The following is a 15572-nucleotide window of genomic DNA, read 5'->3' as shown; positions in this document are numbered from 1 at the left end:
GCCGACAGGTCCGCTCACGGTTGACATCCGTTCCTCGTTCCTGCGATGTTACATTATAACATCGCAGGATCAGGGGATGATGCCTCGCGATGCGGGGTGGCGTTTTCAGATGAAGTGGTTCCGGTCGAATACCAGGCACGGCGCCCGGCTCGCGTTGTTCGCGATGCTGGTGCAGTTCGCGCTGACGTTCGGCCACAGCCATTGGTTCGCCCAGGCGGCTCCCCTTGCTCAATCCTCGCTGCAGCAGACCGACGGCGCCAAGGACAGCGCCAAGGGCGTGGCTGCCACTGACCGGGCCGCGGTCCAGAAGCAATCGCCCTCAAGCCCCGACCGCGAGCACCCGGGCGAGGACAATTGTGCCATCTGCGCCGTCGTCGCGATGGCGGCCACCGTCGTATCGGCAACGCCGCCCGTGCTGTTGCTGCCGCAGGCGATCGACCTGCTCCACCGCACCACGGATGCCGAATTCATCCATCTGAAATCGGCCGGCACGGCATTCCAGCCCCGCGCCCCTCCCGCGTCCTGATCTCCAACGTTTGATCACGCCCAGCCTCGCCGCGCATCGGCGAATGCCTGGGAGAAGTTGAAGTCGAATTCCGTCGCCATGCGACGGCGGGCCGCCTCCCATCAACAAACAACATGCGGGCGGCCTGGCTGGAATCAGGATCATGTCATTTCAATTGCGACGCGCGCAGCGTCTTGGCGGAGCAAGCCTGCTCCTGCTCGGCGCCGCCGCCACGCCCGCTTTCGCCCAAACGCCTGCGCAAGACAAATCGTCGACGGAGATCCCCGCCGTCACCGTGACGGCGCCGAGCCCGATCGTGCGCAGAGCGGTGGTGCCGTCCCGCAACGCGGGCCGCGGCACGCGGACCGCGCGGGTGCGCAACCGCGAGCAAACGGCGGAAGCAACGCCGGCAGCCCAAGCACCCGCCGCGCCCCAGCAGGGCGTGCTGCCTGTCGTGACCAACCAGTTCGCGACCGTCACCGTGGTGCCGAACGACGAGATCCGCCGCGAGGGCGGCGGTCAGCTCGGCGATCTCCTGTTCTCCAAGCCCGGCATCACCGGCTCGAGCTTCGCGCCCGGCGCCTCCAGCCGGCCCATCATCCGCGGGCTCGATGTCAACCGCGTCGGGATCGTCGAGAACGGCACCAATGCCAGCGGCGCCTCCGACCTCGGCGAGGATCATTTCGTTCCGATCGATCCGCTCGCCACCAACCAGATCGAAGTGGTGCGCGGACCGGCCGCGCTGCGCTATGGCTCGACCTCGATCGGCGGCGTCGTCAGCGCCACCAACAACCGGATTCCGGATGCGGTGCCTTCCTGCGCGCCGTCGTTCCAGACCTACGGCCTGCCGACCAAGGCCCCGCTCGCGAGCGCCGCGACCTCACCTTGCGTCACCGCGGAGACCCGCACCGCGTTCAGCTCGGTCGATCGCGGCGTCGAAAGCGGCGTGCTGCTCGACACCGGCGGCGGCAATTTCGCGTTCCATGCCGACGCCTATGGCCGCACGACCTCCGACTATTCCATTCCGAGCTATCCGTATCTGAACGATCAGTCGCGCCCCGTGAACGGCCGCCAGCCGAACTCGGCGACGCGTTCGGACGGCGCCTCGATCGGCGGCTCCTACTTCTTCCAAGGCGGCTATATCGGCGCGTCGATCACGCAGAACGACTCGCTTTACCACATCCCCGGCATCGACGGCGCCGACCACCACACGCGGATCGACGGCCACCAGACCAAGATCAACGTCAAGGGCGAGTACCATCCTGATGCTGCGGCGATCGACGCCGTCCGCTTCTGGGCCGGCGCGACCGACTACCGCCACAACGAGATCGGCCTTGCCGACCCCGCCGACCTCAACAGCGACGGCATACGCCAGACCTTCACCAACAAGGAGCAGGAGATCCGCACCGAGGTGCAGCTGATGCCGTTCAACGCGCGCTTCGCCGAGGTGACGACAGCGCTGGGATTCCAGGTCGGCCATCAGGAATTGAGCGCGCCGAGCCCGGACAATCCCGGCACGTTGTTCAACGGCCTGTGGGACCCCAACAACAGCACGCGCGTTGCCGGTTACGCCTTCAACGAGTTCAAGTTCACCGAGGCAACGCGGGCGCAGATCGCCGGCCGCATCGAGCACGTCGAGCTGCACGGCACGACGCCGGACTTCCCGGCCGATTATTTGCCCGACGGCACGCCGCAGGTGGCGACGTCGCGCAATCCGTCGTTCACGCCGAAGAGCGGCAGCATCGGCCTGTTGCAGGATCTGCCGGGCGGCATGGTCGGCAGCATCACCGCGCAATATGTTGAGCGCGCACCGAAGGCGGCGGAGCTGTTTTCGCGTGGTGGACATGATGCGACTGCGACGTTCGACATCGGCAATCCGAACCTCACCATCGAGACCGCGAAGTCGGTCGAACTCGGCGTGCGCAGGGCGACGGGGCCGTTCCGCTTCGAAGCGACGGTCTACTACACGCATTTCGACAATTTCATCTATCGCCGCCTCACCGGCGTGTCCTGCGACGACGACTTTGCATCCTGCGGCACGCCTGGCGCCGAGCTCAACCAGGCGGTCTACTCGCAACGCAATGCCAACTTCCGCGGCGGCGAATTCCAGTCGCAGCTCGACGTCGGCGCCTTCCAGGGCGGCATCTGGGGCATCGAGAACCAGTTCGACTTCGTCCGCGCCACCTTCAGCGACGGCACCAACGTGCCCCGGATTCCGCCCATGCGGATGGGCGGCGGCGTGTTCTGGCGCGACGACAACTGGCTGATGCGCGTCAACCTGCTGCACGCCTTCGCCCAGAACAACGTCGCCGTCATCGCGGAGACGCCGACGGCGGGTTACAATCTGTTGAAGGCCGAGGTCAGCTACAAGACCAAGCTCGACCGCAACTGGTTCGGCGCGCGCGAGATGATGGCCGGCATCGTCGGCAACAATCTCCTCAACGAGAACATCCGCAACTCGGTGTCCTACACCAAGGACGAGGTGTTGATGCCCGGCATCGGCGTCAGGGCGTTCGCGAACTTCAAGTTCTGAGCGGGAGCCAGTCGGGGCCTGCGGGCCCCGACGCACACCGCCCCCACATCGTCATTGCGAGCGCAGCGAAGCAATCCAGACTGCCCCTGCGGAAAAGATTCTGGATTGCTTCGCTGCGCTCGCAATGACGGCGAGGACGCCCCTGCTGTGCGTCCAACTCACGAAATCGTAGCCCGGATGAGCGCAGCAATATCCGAGGCAGTGCATCTGCGAGGACAAGCTTCCCGGATGTCGCTACGCTCATCCGGGCTACGTCTCCGCCCGCGCGGCAGCTACTTTCGCGCCTTGCTCCAGTCGGGGCCGACCGGGCCCGACACGCCCTCGAAGGCGCCGTCGACGAGCTCGAACACCAGGATGCGCGCGGCGTCGACAGGGCCCGGCATGGTGACGCGGCCCTTGGGGACCGGCTTGAAGCCGACACGGCTGTAATAGGGCTCGTCGCCGACCAGCAGGACGAGGCGGTGGCCTTTCGCCTTTGCGTCCTTGAGCGCACGCTCCATCAGGAGACGGCCGACACCGCGGCCGCGGAACGGCGGCTCGACCGTGAGCGGTCCGAGCAGCAGCGCCGGCGTCTCGCCGACCAGCACCGGCAATTGCCTGACGGAGCCGACCAGCAGCGTGCCGATGCGGGCGGTGAAGGACAATTCGAGCAGATGGTCGACGTGCTCGCGAATGCGGTAGGCGCTGAGCACGAAGCGGCCGGGACCGAAGGTGCGTTCATGCAGCCGCTCGATCGACTGGGCGTCGCCCGCGGCCTCGGGAAGGATGGTCAGTGAGAGATCGGTCATGTCAATTCGCGGGATAGCACCTGAACGCAGCGCGGTCCATCGGGCAGCGACGGCGTTCAGCTCCTTTTCAAGGTCGGTTGGGACAGATAGGCCAGCAACTTCATTTCCCGCCGCCCTCGCGTCACCGTGTCGAGCACGAGCCCCGACGACACCGAGAGCAGGGCCATGATCATCAAGCCCATCGACAGCACCGCGGTGGGCAGGCGCGGCACGAGGCCGGTCTCGATGAAGGTGATGACGATCGGGATCGCGAGGATCACCGAGGCCAGCGCCAGCAGGATTCCGATCACCGTGAAGAAGCGCAACGGCCGTTCCGAACGGTAGAGCTTCAGCATGGTGCCGAGGATGCGAAACCCGTCGCGCCAGGTGTTGAGCTTCGAGAACGAGCCTTCGGGGCGCGCGTAATAGGGGGTCTCGATCTCGGCGACCGGCAGCGATAGTTCCAACGCATAGACCGCGAGCTCCGTCTCGATCTCGAAGCCGTCCGAGAGGACCGGAAAGGATTTGACGAAGCGGCGTGAGAACACGCGGTAGCCGGACAGGATGTCCTTGAACGTGTGACCGAAGTTCGACGCCAGGAAGCCCGTCAGCATACGGTTGCCGGTGCGATGGCCGAGCCGGTAGGCGGCCTGGACCTGATCGACGCGAAGGCCGACCACCATGTCGAGATGATCATCGAGCAGCCTGTCGATCATACGCTGCGCGCTCGGCGCATCGTAGGTGGCATCGCCATCGACCAGCACATAGACGTCGGCCTCGACGTCGGCGAACATGCGACGCACGACGTGGCCCTTGCCCTGCCGCCGCTCGCTGCGCACGATCGCGCCCGCTTCGCGCGCGACCGCCGCGGTACGGTCGCGCGAATTGTTGTCGTAGACGTAGATCTCGGCCGAGGGGAGCGCCTTGCGGAAATCGGCAACGACGGTCGCGACCGCCGCTTCCTCATTGTAGCAGGGCACCAGCACCGCGATGCGAAGTTGCGTTGAGGTCATCGCGACGGCGCTCCGAGGCTTGTCGGCTCGCGCCCGAGTGGCGCGGCTTGCGGCGGCAGCATGCGCGCCTCTGTCCAGCGCGACATCGTGGCGATGTTGCTGGCGAGGATCGCAAGGCAGATCAGACCGAAGGCGAATTTGGCAATCTTCTCCGGTGTCCGTGGCGGCCTCTTCGGGCTGCTTACTAGCACAGGCCGCCCTCAGCGCCACGTCGCAATCAAGGGCCGGCCCTCGAGCACTTCCGCGATCCGCAGCCGCGTGCCAGGCGTGGTGCCCTCTGGCAGCGCCGTGATCGGAAAGAACCGGCATTCGACGATCTCGCGGTTGGGCTCGGGCAGGCGCTCCTGCCTGAACTGCCTGACTACATAGACCGCGACGTGGTCGCGGCGGGAGACGTGGCTGTTGAGGAATATGCCGTGCAGGCTGGCTGCTCCGGTCAGGTCGATGTCACCCTCCTCCTTGAGCTCGCGCCGCATCGCCTGCTCCATGGTCTCGCCGTGGTCGACGCCGCCGCCGGGCAGGTGCCAGCCGCTGACGTAGCTGTGCCGGACCAGGAATACCCGGTTCTCGGCATCCAGCACCACGGCGCGGACGCCGAGCGTCATGCCGCGGACGACGAGGAAATAGGCGTGGAAGAGTCGCCGCAGCAGCGGTTCGAATTTCCTGCGAACGCTGTTCAGACGATCTTCCATCAGGCTTCCTTGAGGCCGCTGTCCCGGCCCCGCTTGCACGTTGCCCGCGACCTTGCCATTACAGTGGAGCAATAGCGAGGCAATCGCGCGCCATGACTCCCAACACGCTGGCCCCCTTCACGCTCGCCCATCTGTCCGATCCGCATCTGCCGCCTTTGCCGAAGCCGCGGCTGATCGAGCTCGCCGGCAAGCGCGTGCTCGGCTATGTCAACTGGACGCGCAATCGCCACAAGTACCAGCGCCGCGAGGTGCTCGACGCGCTGGTCGCCGACATGAAGGCGCAGGCGCCCGACCACGTCGCGGTGACGGGCGATCTCGTCAACCTGGCGCTGGAAGCCGAGTTCGCGCCTGCCCGCGCCTGGCTCGACGGCGTCGGCCCGCCTGACCGCGTCACCGCGATTCCCGGCAATCACGACGCCTATGTTCGCGCCACCTCTCAGCGCTTCGGCGAGACGTTTGGTCCCTATCTTGCGGGCGATGACGGCGGCATCGGTTTTCCGTCCGTACGCCGCCGCGGGCCGCTCGCGCTGATCAGCCTGTCGACGGCGGTGCCGACCCTGCCGCTGATGGCGACGGGCACGCTCGGGCGCGATCAGCTCAGCTCTCTCGCACAGATGCTCGAAGGGCTCGCGACTGAAGACGTCTTCCGCGTGCTGCTGGTGCACCATCCCCTAAAGTCCGACGCGCGGCAGAAACGGATGACAGATTCGGCCGCGCTGCTGGCGCTGCTCAAGCGCCATGGCGTCGAGCTGATCCTGCACGGGCACGACCACATTCATTCGACGATGTGGTTCGAGGGGCCGAACGGCAACATTCCCGCGCTCGGCGTGCCCTCGGCCTCCGCGCTCGCGCACGGGCGCTACCCGGCGGCGGCGTATAATCTGTTCACGATCGAGAAGGACAATGCCGGCTGGCGCTGCGAGCAGACGGTACGGAGCCTGGGAGCGGGATTTCAGATCGGGCAGATCAAGCATGTAAAGTTGATCTGAAGTCACGCCGTCATTGCGAGCGCAGCGAAGCAATCCAGAATCTTTCCACGGAGACACTCTGGGTTGCTTCGCTGCGCTCGCAATGACGGAGGAAAGGCGTTCACCAGCTCCGCAACGCCGCGAGCACGGCAACCCCGAACAGCGCGGCGGCACCGAGGACGAAGCCGAACACGAACGGCCACACCCGCGAGCGTCGCCGTGGCGGCGCGACCTCGGGCTTCGGTTCGGGCGGGACCACCATCGCGTGCTCGCGCTCGACCATGCGGCGCGCGACATAGTCGGTGACGGCCTCGACGATCACGGCGGTGTCGTGCGATTCGGCGAGCACGATGCGGCCGAAGCGAGTGTCCTGGACGAAGCGGTACATGCGCTTGTCGCGGCCCATCAGGATGTGGGCGACGACGTCGATCCACAGTCTCGGCGTATCGCCCTGGCTGATGCCGCGGTCGAACAGGTCGATCTTATCAGGCACCTGCGCGAACAAGGGATCGAGCGCGTCGTTGAGGATCTCGAGCCGCGCCACCTCGGCATCCCTGAGATCGACGACGACGCCGGTCCGGTCGGCGGCCTCGATCCGCGCGCGCAGCAGCGCATCGCGCAGCCGCACCGGGCGCGGCTGGCCGGGATGGGTCCCGCTGGTCTCGGGCTCTGACATTGTCGGCCTCGTCCTCGACTATCCGCCATTAACCTATCAGCAACCACATCCTCCGCAAAGGCCTACAATTCCAGATACTTACGGTGCCCACAGCCGTTTCGCCTGTGCCAAAAACAGACGATCCCACCCAGGCAGAGCCTGGATGGGACCATCCGTCCTTGGACGTCTTCTTAATTCAGGGCCTCAGGCCGAGACGCGCGACGGCTCTTCCACGATCGAGAAGCGGACGCCGGCCTTGTGGCGGTTCTCTTCCGAGACCGTGCGCCAGGCATCCTCGGCCTCCTTGCGGGTCTTGAACGGACCCTGCACCTGGGCCGAGCCTTCCACGAGCTTGTGGAAGTTCATCGAACCGAACTCGCCGCCGATCACCCAGAAATTGCTGCCTTTGGTCATTGTCAGTCTCCTGTTTCGGTGCGTGCTGCGCTAGCCGAACTGGTTCATCGTGTTGTGGGCGCCGCCCGCCTTCAGGGCGGCTTCGCCCGCGAAGTACTCCTTGTGGTCGTCACCGATGTCCGAGCCGGCCATGTTCTGATGCTTGGCGCAGGCGATACCCTGACGGATCTCGGCGCGCTGCACGTTCTTGACGTAACCGAGCATGCCCTGCTCGCCGAAATATTCCTTCGCCAGGTTGTCGGTCGAGAGCGCCGCCGTGTGATAGGTCGGCAACGTGATCAGGTGGTGGAAGATGCCGGCACGCTTGGCTGAATCGGCCTGGAAGGTGCGGATGCGCTCGTCGGCTTCCTGCGCCAGCGGCGTATCGTCGTATTCCGGCTTCATCAGTTCGGCACGGTTGTACTGGCTGACGTCCTTGCCGGCTTCCTTCATCGCGTCGTAGACCTGCCAACGGAAGTTCAGCGTCCAGTTGAACGAGGGCGAGTTGTTGTAGGCCAGCTTGGCGTTCGGGACGACCTTGCGGATCCGATCGACCATCTTGGCGATCTGCTCGATATGCGGCTTCTCGGTTTCGATCCAGAGCAGGTCTGCGCCGTTCTGCAGCGAGGTGATGCTGTCGAGCACGCAGCGGTCCTCGCCCGTGCCAGGACGGAACTGGTAGAGGTTCGAGGGCAGCCGCTTCGGACGCATCATCTTGCCGTTGCGATTGATGATGACGTCGCCGTTGCGGGCGTTCTCCGCGGTGATTTCCTCGCAATCGAGGAAGCTGTTGTACTGGTCGCCGATGTCACCGGGCTTGTGGCTGACGGCGATCTGCTGCGTCAGGCCGGCGCCGAGCGAGTCGGTGCGGGTCACGATAACGCCGTCTTCGACGCCGAGCTCGAGGAAGGCGTGGCGGCAGGCGCGGATCTTCGCGATGAACACCTCGTGCGGCACGGTGACCTTGCCATCCTGGTGACCGCACTGCTTCTCGTCGGAGACCTGGTTCTCGATCTGGAGCGCGCAGGCGCCCGCTTCGATCATCTTCTTGGCAAGCAGATAGGTCGCCTCGGCGTTGCCGAAGCCGGCGTCGATGTCGGCGATGACAGGCACGACGTGGGTCTGGAAGTTGTCGATCTTCGCGATCAGCTCCTTCTCACGGGTCTTGTCGCCTTCCTTGCGCGCCTTGTCGAGCAGACGGAAGATGTCGTTGAGCTCACGCGAGTCCGCCTGACGCAGGAAGGTGTAGAGCTCCTCGATCAGCGCCGGCACCGAGGTCTTCTCGTGCATCGACTGGTCGGGCAGCGGGCCGAACTCGGAGCGCAGCGCCGCGATCATCCAGCCCGAGAGGTACAGATAGGTGCGATCGGTCCTGCCACCGAAGTGCTTCTTGACCGAGATCAGCTTCTGCTGGGCGATGAAGCCGTGCCAGCAGCCCAGCGACTGGGTGTACTTGGTCGGGTCGTTGTCATAGGCGGCCATGTCGGCCCGCATCAGCGCCGCGGTGTAGCGGGCGACGTCGAGACCGGTCCTGAAGCGGTTCTGGAGGCGCATGCGTGCGACGGCCTCGGCCGTCACCCCGTTCCAGGTCGGCTGGGTCTCGAGGAGCGCCTGTGCCGCCTTGACCTCATCCTGATACGAACCCGGGCCCTGAAGGGTGTTGATGCCGCGCGGCTGGTAGTTCATGTGCCTGATCCTTTCGCTGACGATGGCGATGGTAGCCATCGACATTCTTGACAGTGCATTGCGAGATGCGTGTCAGGAGATAAACGCGAAAACAGAAACTTCGTACAGATGGCTTGTTTCTTATTGGTGATGTCATGTAACATCAGAACATGTACTAGATGTTATTTTGTAAAGTTTGTAAATTATAGGTCAGTGAGCCTGTCCTTAATGCTCCTGGAGATGTGAGAAAATGCCCGCCAATTCCGGCAAGAAACTCTTCGTTGGCCCGCGGTTCCGGAGAATCCGGCAGCAATTGGGACTGTCGCAGACCCAGATCGCCGAGGGGCTCGGGATCTCGCCGAGCTATGTCAACCTGATCGAGCGCAACCAGCGTCCGGTGACGGCGCAGATCCTGCTGCGGCTGGCCGAGACTTACGACCTCGATTTGCGCGACCTCGCCACCGCCGACGAGGACCGCTTCTTCGCCGAGCTCAACGAGATCTTCTCCGATCCGCTGTTCCGCCAGATCGATGTTCCCAAGCAGGAGCTGCGCGACCTCGCCGAGCTCTGCCCCGGCGTCACCCATGCGCTGCAGCGGCTCTACGCCGCCTACACCGAGGCCCGCCAGGGTGAGACGCTGGCCGCAGCCCAGATGGCCGACCGCGACGTCGGCACGCGCTATGAGGCCAATCCGGTCGAGCGCGTGCGCGAGCTGATCGAGGCCAACCGCAACTACTTCCCGGAACTCGAACAGGCCGCGGAGACTCTTCGCGACGAGTTGAACGTCCCGGCCGAGGGACTCTATGCAGCGCTCGCGGCGCGGCTGCGCGAAAAGCATTCGATCCAGACCCGCATCATGCCTGTCGACGTGATGCGTGAGACGCTCCGGCGGTTCGATCGTCATCGCCGCCAGTTGCTGATCTCCGAGCTGGTCGATCCGCCCGGCCGCGCCTTCCAGCTTGCCTTCCAGCTTGGCTTAGGTGAATGCGCGCAAGCCCTGGAAACCATCATCGGCCGCGCCGGACCGCTCGACGACACGCCGCGCCGCCTGTTCCGCATCACGCTCGGCAACTACTTCGCTGCTGCCGTGATGATGCCCTATCCAGCGTTCCTGGCCGCGGCCGAAGCGCTCAGTTACGATATCCACGTGCTGGCGCAGCGCTTCAATTCCGGCTTCGAGCAGGTCTGCCACCGCCTCACCACCCTGCAGCGGCCGAATGCGCGCGGCATTCCGTTCTTCCTCTTGCGCGTCGACAATGCCGGCAACGTCTCCAAGCGCTTCTCCTCCGGCACCTTCCCGTTCTCGAAGTTCGGCGGCACCTGTCCGCTGTGGAACGTGCACTCGACCTTCGACACGCCGGATCGCCTGCTCAAGCAGGTGATCGAGCTGTCCGACGGCACACGTTATTTCTCGATCGCGCAGATGGTGCGCCGCCCCGTCGCGCCGCACCCGCTGCCGCAACCGCGCTTCGCCATCGGTCTCGGCTGCGAGATCCGTCACGCCGCGCGCCTGACCTATGCCGTCGGCATGGACCTCGAGAAGACCGAGGGCACGCCGATCGGCGTCAATTGCCGCCTATGCGAGCGCGAAAACTGCGCCCAGCGCGCCGAGCCGCCGATCACGCGCACGCTGATCCTGGACGAGACGACGCGGCGGGTGTCGAGCTTCGCATTCTCGAATGCGCGGGAGCTGTGAGGGCACTCTCTCCTTCGTCATGGCCGGGCTTGACCCGGCCATCCACGCGCTCCGGCGTACAAGGAAAGGCGTGGATGCCCGGGACAAGCCCGGGCATGACGACCGGCATATGCGGTCGCTGCTCGCCACTATCACCAGTAAGGCCCTACGCCAGCGTATGCACGATCACCGGGCCCGCGGCGGCGCTCGCGTGTCCGGCGAGCAGCGGGCTCAGATCCTTCTCGATCCAGGCGATCGCACGCCGGTTGGCCTCCTCCGCCTGCTCGAACTTGTCGAAGATGGAGATCGCGGTCACCGTGTCGTCGCCGGCATAGACGACGTAATAGGCCCGAAAGCCGTCGACGTCGCTGATGATCGGAACGGCGCCGTCCTTGATGCGGCGCGCCAGCTCTTCCGCGCTCCCGCTTTTCGCCTTGGCCTGACGGATGGCGGCATACATGGCATCCTCCTTCCAGCTACGTGTTGGGGACATAGTGCCCAAGGTGATCTTACGCCTTGGCAGGCAAACGATCCACGCCCTCGCATCAATCGCCCGCCATTACCCGACGGATCGCATCTCGACCGACGGTGCGGCCAGCGTGATGGCCGGCACAGTTGTTCCGCGCGCGTTCCGGCATGGTTGCGTCCACACCGGCTGCATCGGGCAGCCGCAACAGGACACCGACCATGAGAACCATCGCGCTTTCGGCTATCGCCGCCCTCGTCGCCATCACGACGTTGGCCGGCTCCGCCCGGCTCACCCCCGCTGCTGCCGGCAGCCTGGACTGGCTCGGCAACGACAATTACGTGCGCTGCCTGAAATATGTCAGCGCGCTCGCCCATGGCAATGCGGCCGCTTACGACCGCGGCCGCAGGGCCTGCAATCGGCAGTATTATCCTGGCCGTCCCGGCTATGATTACTGAGCAGGCCGGCGCCTCAAACGAAGGCCGCGCAGAGTAGCGCGGCCTTTTCGCAATCGAACCCTGTCTGCAAGTGGAGAAAGCGCCTCGCCGGCCGGGGCGGCCATCCACCTATCCTTGGTTAACCGGCGGCTAACCCAACCCGCGCGCTCTGCAACCAACGATTAAGCACGCCTCAACATCGGTGCCTTAGTCTTGCCCCACTCACTTTTCGCAAACAACGACGGTCTATGTTGGCGCGCGAAGTGACACCAGGGGGTTCATCATGCGCGTTGCGCTGCTGCTGACCGCGACCATTATCGGCGCGCTCTTCGCCAATCCATCAAATGCCGGGCCGCTCGAAGCTGACACAGCGCAGCAATTGCCGCCCGGCTTCCAGAGCTACCGCGGCTACATGTTCGACCTGTCGGAGAATTCCGACCGCAAGGACGTCGACAAGCTCACCGACAATCTGAAGCAGCAGATTGATCTCGTCGAAGGCGCTGGCCTCTCGCCGCGCGTGTTGCGCTTCTTCCATACCGTGCCGATCGTCGCGAGCGAGCTGGCCTGCCTCGACGAAGGCGCCGCGACCGCCTGCTACGGCCGGGTCACGCCGGAGATCCACCGCACCGCGCCGCGGACGCTCACGGTGTGGGACCCGAACAAGCAGCGCTGGACGAATCCGAACGCCGTCGACCTCGCGGTCGATTCCGGGCTCGGCGTGATCATGCTGCGTCCGGACATGATGCGGTACGAGAAGGAGGCCGTGCTGCTGCACGAGTTGCTGCACGCCTATCACGCGCGGCTGTTGCCGGACGGCTATGCCAACAAGGGCGTGATCGCCTACTATGCGCTTGCCAAGTCCAAGGACCTTCTCCCCAAGGACTCCTATGCGATGAAGAATCCCATGGAGTTCTTTGCGGTGACCACCAGCATCTTCCTGTCCGGAAAGAGCGAATTCCACGACCCGAAGTCGCGCGAGGCGCTCAAGGAGAAGATGCCGGACTATTACAAATATCTGGTCGGCGTGTTCGGCTTCGACCCCGAGCCCGCGGCGGCAAACGGCCCGGTGGCCTCGCTGAAGTGAGGCGCCCCGCTGAAACGTTCAAAAGCCGCGCGACATGCGCGGCTTTTTTAGTTTTGGCCAGCCGGAAGCTGCGGATGACTCCCCGGCGGGAATTGCCAAGGCAGGGCCCGATCTGCATAGTCCCGCCCGCATCGATACCGTTTTTCGAAGAGGATAGAACAACATGGCGGACGCCGACCTGGATGTCGTGATCCGGCAACTGGCCAGACAGCTGCATACGGGCCTCATGACCCGCGCCAAGGAGCGGCGGGATCGCTTCAACGGCCTTGCGGCCAAGGCCAAGGGCAAGGAGACCGCCGACCGCTTCAAGATGATGGCCAAGGCCACCATCGAGCAGGCCGCCGCCGCCGCCAAGCGCCTCCAGATGTCCGCCGACAACGTCGCCGATAGCTACGCGCGGTCGATGCGGATTGCCGCCAGCACGCCCGTTGCGGTGAAGGTGGAGAAGAAGGCGAAGGAAGAGCCGGAGAAGAAGGCGGCGAAGGCGAAGAAAGCCAAAGCCAAAAAGGCGAAGTAGTCACTGCTTTCTTCCTTCTCCCCTTGTTGTGGGAGAAGGTGGCGCGAAGCGCCGGATGAGGGGTCTCTTTCCTCGACGACAGTATCGTAGGGTGGGCAAAGCGAAGCGTGCCCACGCGTCTGTCGTCGTATTGCAGAGATCGTGGGCACGGCGCAAATGCGCCTTTGCCCACTCTACGATTCCGGGATTCGTGGCGAGATACCCTCACCTTCGCGGTACTGACACCTGTGTCGGCTCGGCGCTCGCGAGCTCGGCGAGCTTTGCGCGCGCAGCCTCGCGCGCGCGGCCGTCCTTGCCGACGGGCAGCGCCAGCGCCGCCTCGAAATCGGCGCGCGCATCGTCGGCCTGGCCGCGGGCGAGGAACGCCAGGGCGGGCCTCGGCATTCGAGGGATCGAGGCGGACCGCCGTGTTGTAGCTCAGGATGGCGCGATCGAGATCGCCGCTGGCGGCGAGCGCGAGACCGCGCTGGTGATAGGGCGCGGCAAGCTTGGGATCATGCGCGATCGCCTCGTCATAGTCGGCGATGGCGAGCTCGAGGTGGCCGTTCTGACGACGCGCGAGCGCGCGCTCGCGATAGAGCGAGGCGCGGTTGGGATTGAGGTGAATGGCCTCGTCGAAATCGGCCATCGCCCGCCTGAAATCGCCATGTCGCAGCGCGATCCGTCCGCGCCCCTCATAGGCAAAGGCGATCAGCGAGCCTCGCAGCGGCGAGAATCCAATCACGGCCGAGCAGATGTCGGGATCGTCCTCGTCACCGCAATTGACGACCATGTGCGTGGACAGGCCGACAAGTACGCACATGACGATCAGCAATGGTACGGCAGTTCTGGTCATCTTCGACGATGGCCGGCATTGGGCCGGCCACGCATCCCCTTTCGAAGAATTGGTCTCGCCGGGGTGTTAACACCGGCTCCGGCGATCCTGTGTGCGCCAGGTCACAAAGCGGGATGCAAAAATTCCAGCCGGTTTCATTTCAGCCCCAAGGACCACGTGAAGGACCACGTGAAGAACCGCGTGAAGACGAGCGGCCCCACGGGCCCCGAGGCGGATAATTCTCGTTGGCGCCGACCGACGGCGCCACCTGCGTGCCGAGCTCGGCAGCGAGCTCGCGCAGCGCGGCGATGCGGTTCTGTGTCGAGGGATGGGTGGCGAACAGATTGTCCACACCGTGGCCCGACAACGGATTGATGATGAACATGTGCGCGGTCGCGGGATTTCGCTCGGCCTCATAGTTCGGCACCTGATGCGCGGCGCCCTCGATCTTCACCAGCGCGGAGGCCAGCCACATCGGTTGTCCCGCGATGCGCGCACCGAGATTGTCCGCGGCATATTCGCGGGTACGGCTGATCGCCATCTGCACCAGCATGGCGCCCAGCGGGGCGAGGATCATCATCAGGATCGAGCCGACGATGCCCGGACCGTTGTTGTTGTCGCGATTGCCGCCGAAGAACATGCCGAACTGGGCAAGCATTGAGATCGCGCCCGCAATGGTCGCGGTGATGGTCATCAGCAGCGTGTCGTGATTCTTGATATGAGCGAGCTCGTGCGCGATCACGCCGGCGAGCTCCTCGCGGCTGAGCTGGTTCATCAGGCCGGTGGTAACGGCGACGGCCGCGTTTTCCGGATTGCGGCCGGTCGCGAACGCGTTGGGCTGCATCTCGTCCATCAGGAACACGCGCGGCATCGGCAGGCCCGCACGGCCCGCAAGTTCCGCGACCAGCCCGACCAGTTCCGGCGCGGTCGAACGATCGACCTCATGGGCGCCGTACATGGAGAGCACCATACGGTCGGAGTTCCAGTAGGTGAAAAGATTGGTCGCAGCGGCAATGACCAGCGCGATCACGGCACCGGAGGCACCACCGATCAGATAGCCGACGCCCATGAACAGGGCGGTGAGGCCTGCGAGCAGCATTGCGGTACGAAGATAGTTCATGGCCGTCTCCTGGGGCGGCCGCGGGCGAACCTTCGGCCGGCTCCCCCGAAGTATGAATGCGGTCGGCGACCGCAAGGGTTCGTGCGTCGCCGGGCCGCAGATCCACAGCAGTGCGGCCAGCCTTTCCCCCGCCGCTAAACCTTGACCGGGATTTGCGCAAAAACGCGCATGAACGCTTAGCAACCTGGAAAGCGCAGCTTCGGCTTTAATACACGGTAACCGGGCACGCCGCACAGTTCTCGCGCATTGACCGGTTCCGTTGGCATCT

15 protein-coding genes and 1 pseudogene are annotated in these 15572 nt (G+C 64.9%); 7 read left to right on the top strand and 9 right to left on the bottom strand.

What is annotated here, in order from left to right; translation table 11 throughout:
• Positions 1-109: 109 nt before the first annotated feature.
• Together IVA81_RS15790 and IVA81_RS15785 are read left to right on the top strand one after the other, a co-directional pair.
• On the top strand, positions 110-526 hold the full coding sequence (locus tag IVA81_RS15790; RefSeq protein ID WP_247319661.1) for a DUF2946 family protein: 417 nt from the start codon (positions 110-112) through the stop codon (positions 524-526).
• 142 nt (positions 527-668) lie between these two features.
• Positions 669-3038, top strand: a complete 2370-nt coding sequence (locus tag IVA81_RS15785) for a TonB-dependent receptor (protein WP_247319660.1) — start codon at positions 669-671, stop codon at positions 3036-3038.
• A gap of 272 nt (positions 3039-3310) precedes the next feature.
• On the opposite strand, the gene IVA81_RS15780 is transcribed toward IVA81_RS15785, so the two are convergent.
• From IVA81_RS15780 to IVA81_RS15770, 3 genes are all read right to left on the bottom strand, one after another.
• Entirely contained in the window at positions 3311-3826 is a 516-nt protein-coding gene (locus IVA81_RS15780) for an N-acetyltransferase (protein WP_095426926.1), read from the bottom strand.
• A gap of 56 nt (positions 3827-3882) precedes the next feature.
• On the bottom strand, positions 3883-4818 hold the full coding sequence (locus IVA81_RS15775; RefSeq protein WP_247319648.1) for a glycosyltransferase family 2 protein: 936 nt from the start codon (positions 4816-4818) through the stop codon (positions 3883-3885).
• Positions 4819-5018: 200 nt separating this feature from the next.
• On the bottom strand, positions 5019-5510 hold the full coding sequence (locus IVA81_RS15770) for an NUDIX domain-containing protein (protein WP_247319646.1): 492 nt from the start codon (positions 5508-5510) through the stop codon (positions 5019-5021).
• Positions 5511-5617: 107 nt separating this feature from the next.
• Here IVA81_RS15770 and IVA81_RS15765 point away from each other — a divergent pair, with 107 nt between their 5' ends.
• Positions 5618-6499, top strand: a complete 882-nt coding sequence (locus tag IVA81_RS15765; protein WP_247319850.1) for a metallophosphoesterase — start codon at positions 5618-5620, stop codon at positions 6497-6499.
• Between the two features lie 100 nt (positions 6500-6599).
• Here the strand turns inward: IVA81_RS15765 and IVA81_RS15760 are convergent, their stop codons facing one another.
• The 3 genes from IVA81_RS15760 to IVA81_RS15750 form a co-directional block, all read right to left on the bottom strand.
• On the bottom strand, positions 6600-7154 hold the full coding sequence (locus tag IVA81_RS15760; protein WP_247319645.1) for a hypothetical protein: 555 nt from the start codon (positions 7152-7154) through the stop codon (positions 6600-6602).
• A 183-nt stretch (positions 7155-7337) separates the two neighbouring features.
• Positions 7338-7547 (bottom strand): hypothetical protein, encoded by a 210-nt coding sequence (locus IVA81_RS15755; protein ID WP_018323282.1) that lies wholly within the window; start codon positions 7545-7547, stop codon positions 7338-7340.
• Positions 7548-7577: 30 nt separating this feature from the next.
• Complete coding sequence (locus tag IVA81_RS15750) at positions 7578-9212, bottom strand: isocitrate lyase (protein ID WP_247319848.1); 1635 nt, start codon at positions 9210-9212, stop codon at positions 7578-7580.
• A gap of 229 nt (positions 9213-9441) precedes the next feature.
• Here IVA81_RS15750 and IVA81_RS15745 point away from each other — a divergent pair, with 229 nt between their 5' ends.
• Positions 9442-10887 carry a short-chain fatty acyl-CoA regulator family protein gene (locus IVA81_RS15745; protein ID WP_247319643.1) on the top strand — a complete coding sequence of 482 codons (1446 nt, stop codon included), beginning with the start codon at positions 9442-9444 and terminating at the stop codon, positions 10885-10887.
• A gap of 145 nt (positions 10888-11032) precedes the next feature.
• Here IVA81_RS15745 and IVA81_RS15740 read toward each other — a convergent pair whose 3' ends face one another.
• Positions 11033-11326, bottom strand: a complete 294-nt coding sequence (locus IVA81_RS15740; protein WP_247319641.1) for an antibiotic biosynthesis monooxygenase — start codon at positions 11324-11326, stop codon at positions 11033-11035.
• Positions 11327-11553: 227 nt separating this feature from the next.
• Between IVA81_RS15740 and IVA81_RS15735 the strand changes: the two genes are divergently transcribed.
• From IVA81_RS15735 to IVA81_RS15725, 3 genes are all read left to right on the top strand, one after another.
• Complete coding sequence (locus tag IVA81_RS15735) at positions 11554-11790, top strand: hypothetical protein (protein ID WP_247007486.1); 237 nt, start codon at positions 11554-11556, stop codon at positions 11788-11790.
• 262 nt (positions 11791-12052) lie between these two features.
• Positions 12053-12853: a hypothetical protein gene (locus IVA81_RS15730; RefSeq protein ID WP_247319639.1), complete on the top strand. Its 801-nt coding sequence runs from the start codon at positions 12053-12055 to the stop codon at positions 12851-12853.
• Positions 12854-13016: 163 nt separating this feature from the next.
• Positions 13017-13370 carry a hypothetical protein gene (locus IVA81_RS15725; RefSeq protein ID WP_247319637.1) on the top strand — a complete coding sequence of 118 codons (354 nt, stop codon included), beginning with the start codon at positions 13017-13019 and terminating at the stop codon, positions 13368-13370.
• A 204-nt stretch (positions 13371-13574) separates the two neighbouring features.
• Here the strand turns inward: IVA81_RS15725 and IVA81_RS15720 are convergent.
• Positions 13575-14205 (bottom strand): annotated as a pseudogene (locus IVA81_RS15720) (tetratricopeptide repeat protein).
• A gap of 139 nt (positions 14206-14344) precedes the next feature.
• Positions 14345-15304 carry a zinc metalloprotease HtpX gene (htpX, locus tag IVA81_RS15715; RefSeq protein ID WP_247319636.1) on the bottom strand — a complete coding sequence of 320 codons (960 nt, stop codon included), beginning with the start codon at positions 15302-15304 and terminating at the stop codon, positions 14345-14347.
• Between the last annotated feature and the right edge of the window lie 268 nt (positions 15305-15572).

It is taken from the genome of Bradyrhizobium sp. 141 (assembly GCF_023074055.1).
Taxonomy (GTDB): domain Bacteria; phylum Pseudomonadota; class Alphaproteobacteria; order Rhizobiales; family Xanthobacteraceae; genus Bradyrhizobium.
Note: the sequence above shows the minus strand (reverse complement) of the source record. Positions and strands in the feature narration are given on the sequence as shown.

Bases quoted from the DNA above. Each gene is read 5' to 3' on its own strand.
- IVA81_RS15790 (WP_247319661.1), top strand. From the start codon at position 110: ATGAAGTGGTTCCGGTCGAATACCAGGCACGGCGCCCGGCTCGCGTTG.
- IVA81_RS15785 (WP_247319660.1), top strand. From the start codon at position 669: ATGTCATTTCAATTGCGACGCGCGCAGCGTCTTGGCGGAGCAAGCCTG.
- IVA81_RS15780 (WP_095426926.1), bottom strand. From the start codon at position 3,826: ATGACCGATCTCTCACTGACCATCCTTCCCGAGGCCGCGGGCGACGCC.
- IVA81_RS15775 (WP_247319648.1), bottom strand. From the start codon at position 4,818: ATGACCTCAACGCAACTTCGCATCGCGGTGCTGGTGCCCTGCTACAAT.
- IVA81_RS15770 (WP_247319646.1), bottom strand. From the start codon at position 5,510: ATGGAAGATCGTCTGAACAGCGTTCGCAGGAAATTCGAACCGCTGCTG.
- IVA81_RS15760 (WP_247319645.1), bottom strand. From the start codon at position 7,154: ATGTCAGAGCCCGAGACCAGCGGGACCCATCCCGGCCAGCCGCGCCCG.
- IVA81_RS15755 (WP_018323282.1), bottom strand. From the start codon at position 7,547: ATGACCAAAGGCAGCAATTTCTGGGTGATCGGCGGCGAGTTCGGTTCG.
- IVA81_RS15750 (WP_247319848.1), bottom strand. From the start codon at position 9,212: ATGAACTACCAGCCGCGCGGCATCAACACCCTTCAGGGCCCGGGTTCG.
- IVA81_RS15745 (WP_247319643.1), top strand. From the start codon at position 9,442: ATGCCCGCCAATTCCGGCAAGAAACTCTTCGTTGGCCCGCGGTTCCGG.
- IVA81_RS15740 (WP_247319641.1), bottom strand. From the start codon at position 11,326: ATGTATGCCGCCATCCGTCAGGCCAAGGCGAAAAGCGGGAGCGCGGAA.
- IVA81_RS15735 (WP_247007486.1), top strand. From the start codon at position 11,554: ATGAGAACCATCGCGCTTTCGGCTATCGCCGCCCTCGTCGCCATCACG.
- IVA81_RS15730 (WP_247319639.1), top strand. From the start codon at position 12,053: ATGCGCGTTGCGCTGCTGCTGACCGCGACCATTATCGGCGCGCTCTTC.
- IVA81_RS15725 (WP_247319637.1), top strand. From the start codon at position 13,017: ATGGCGGACGCCGACCTGGATGTCGTGATCCGGCAACTGGCCAGACAG.
- htpX (WP_247319636.1), bottom strand. From the start codon at position 15,304: ATGAACTATCTTCGTACCGCAATGCTGCTCGCAGGCCTCACCGCCCTG.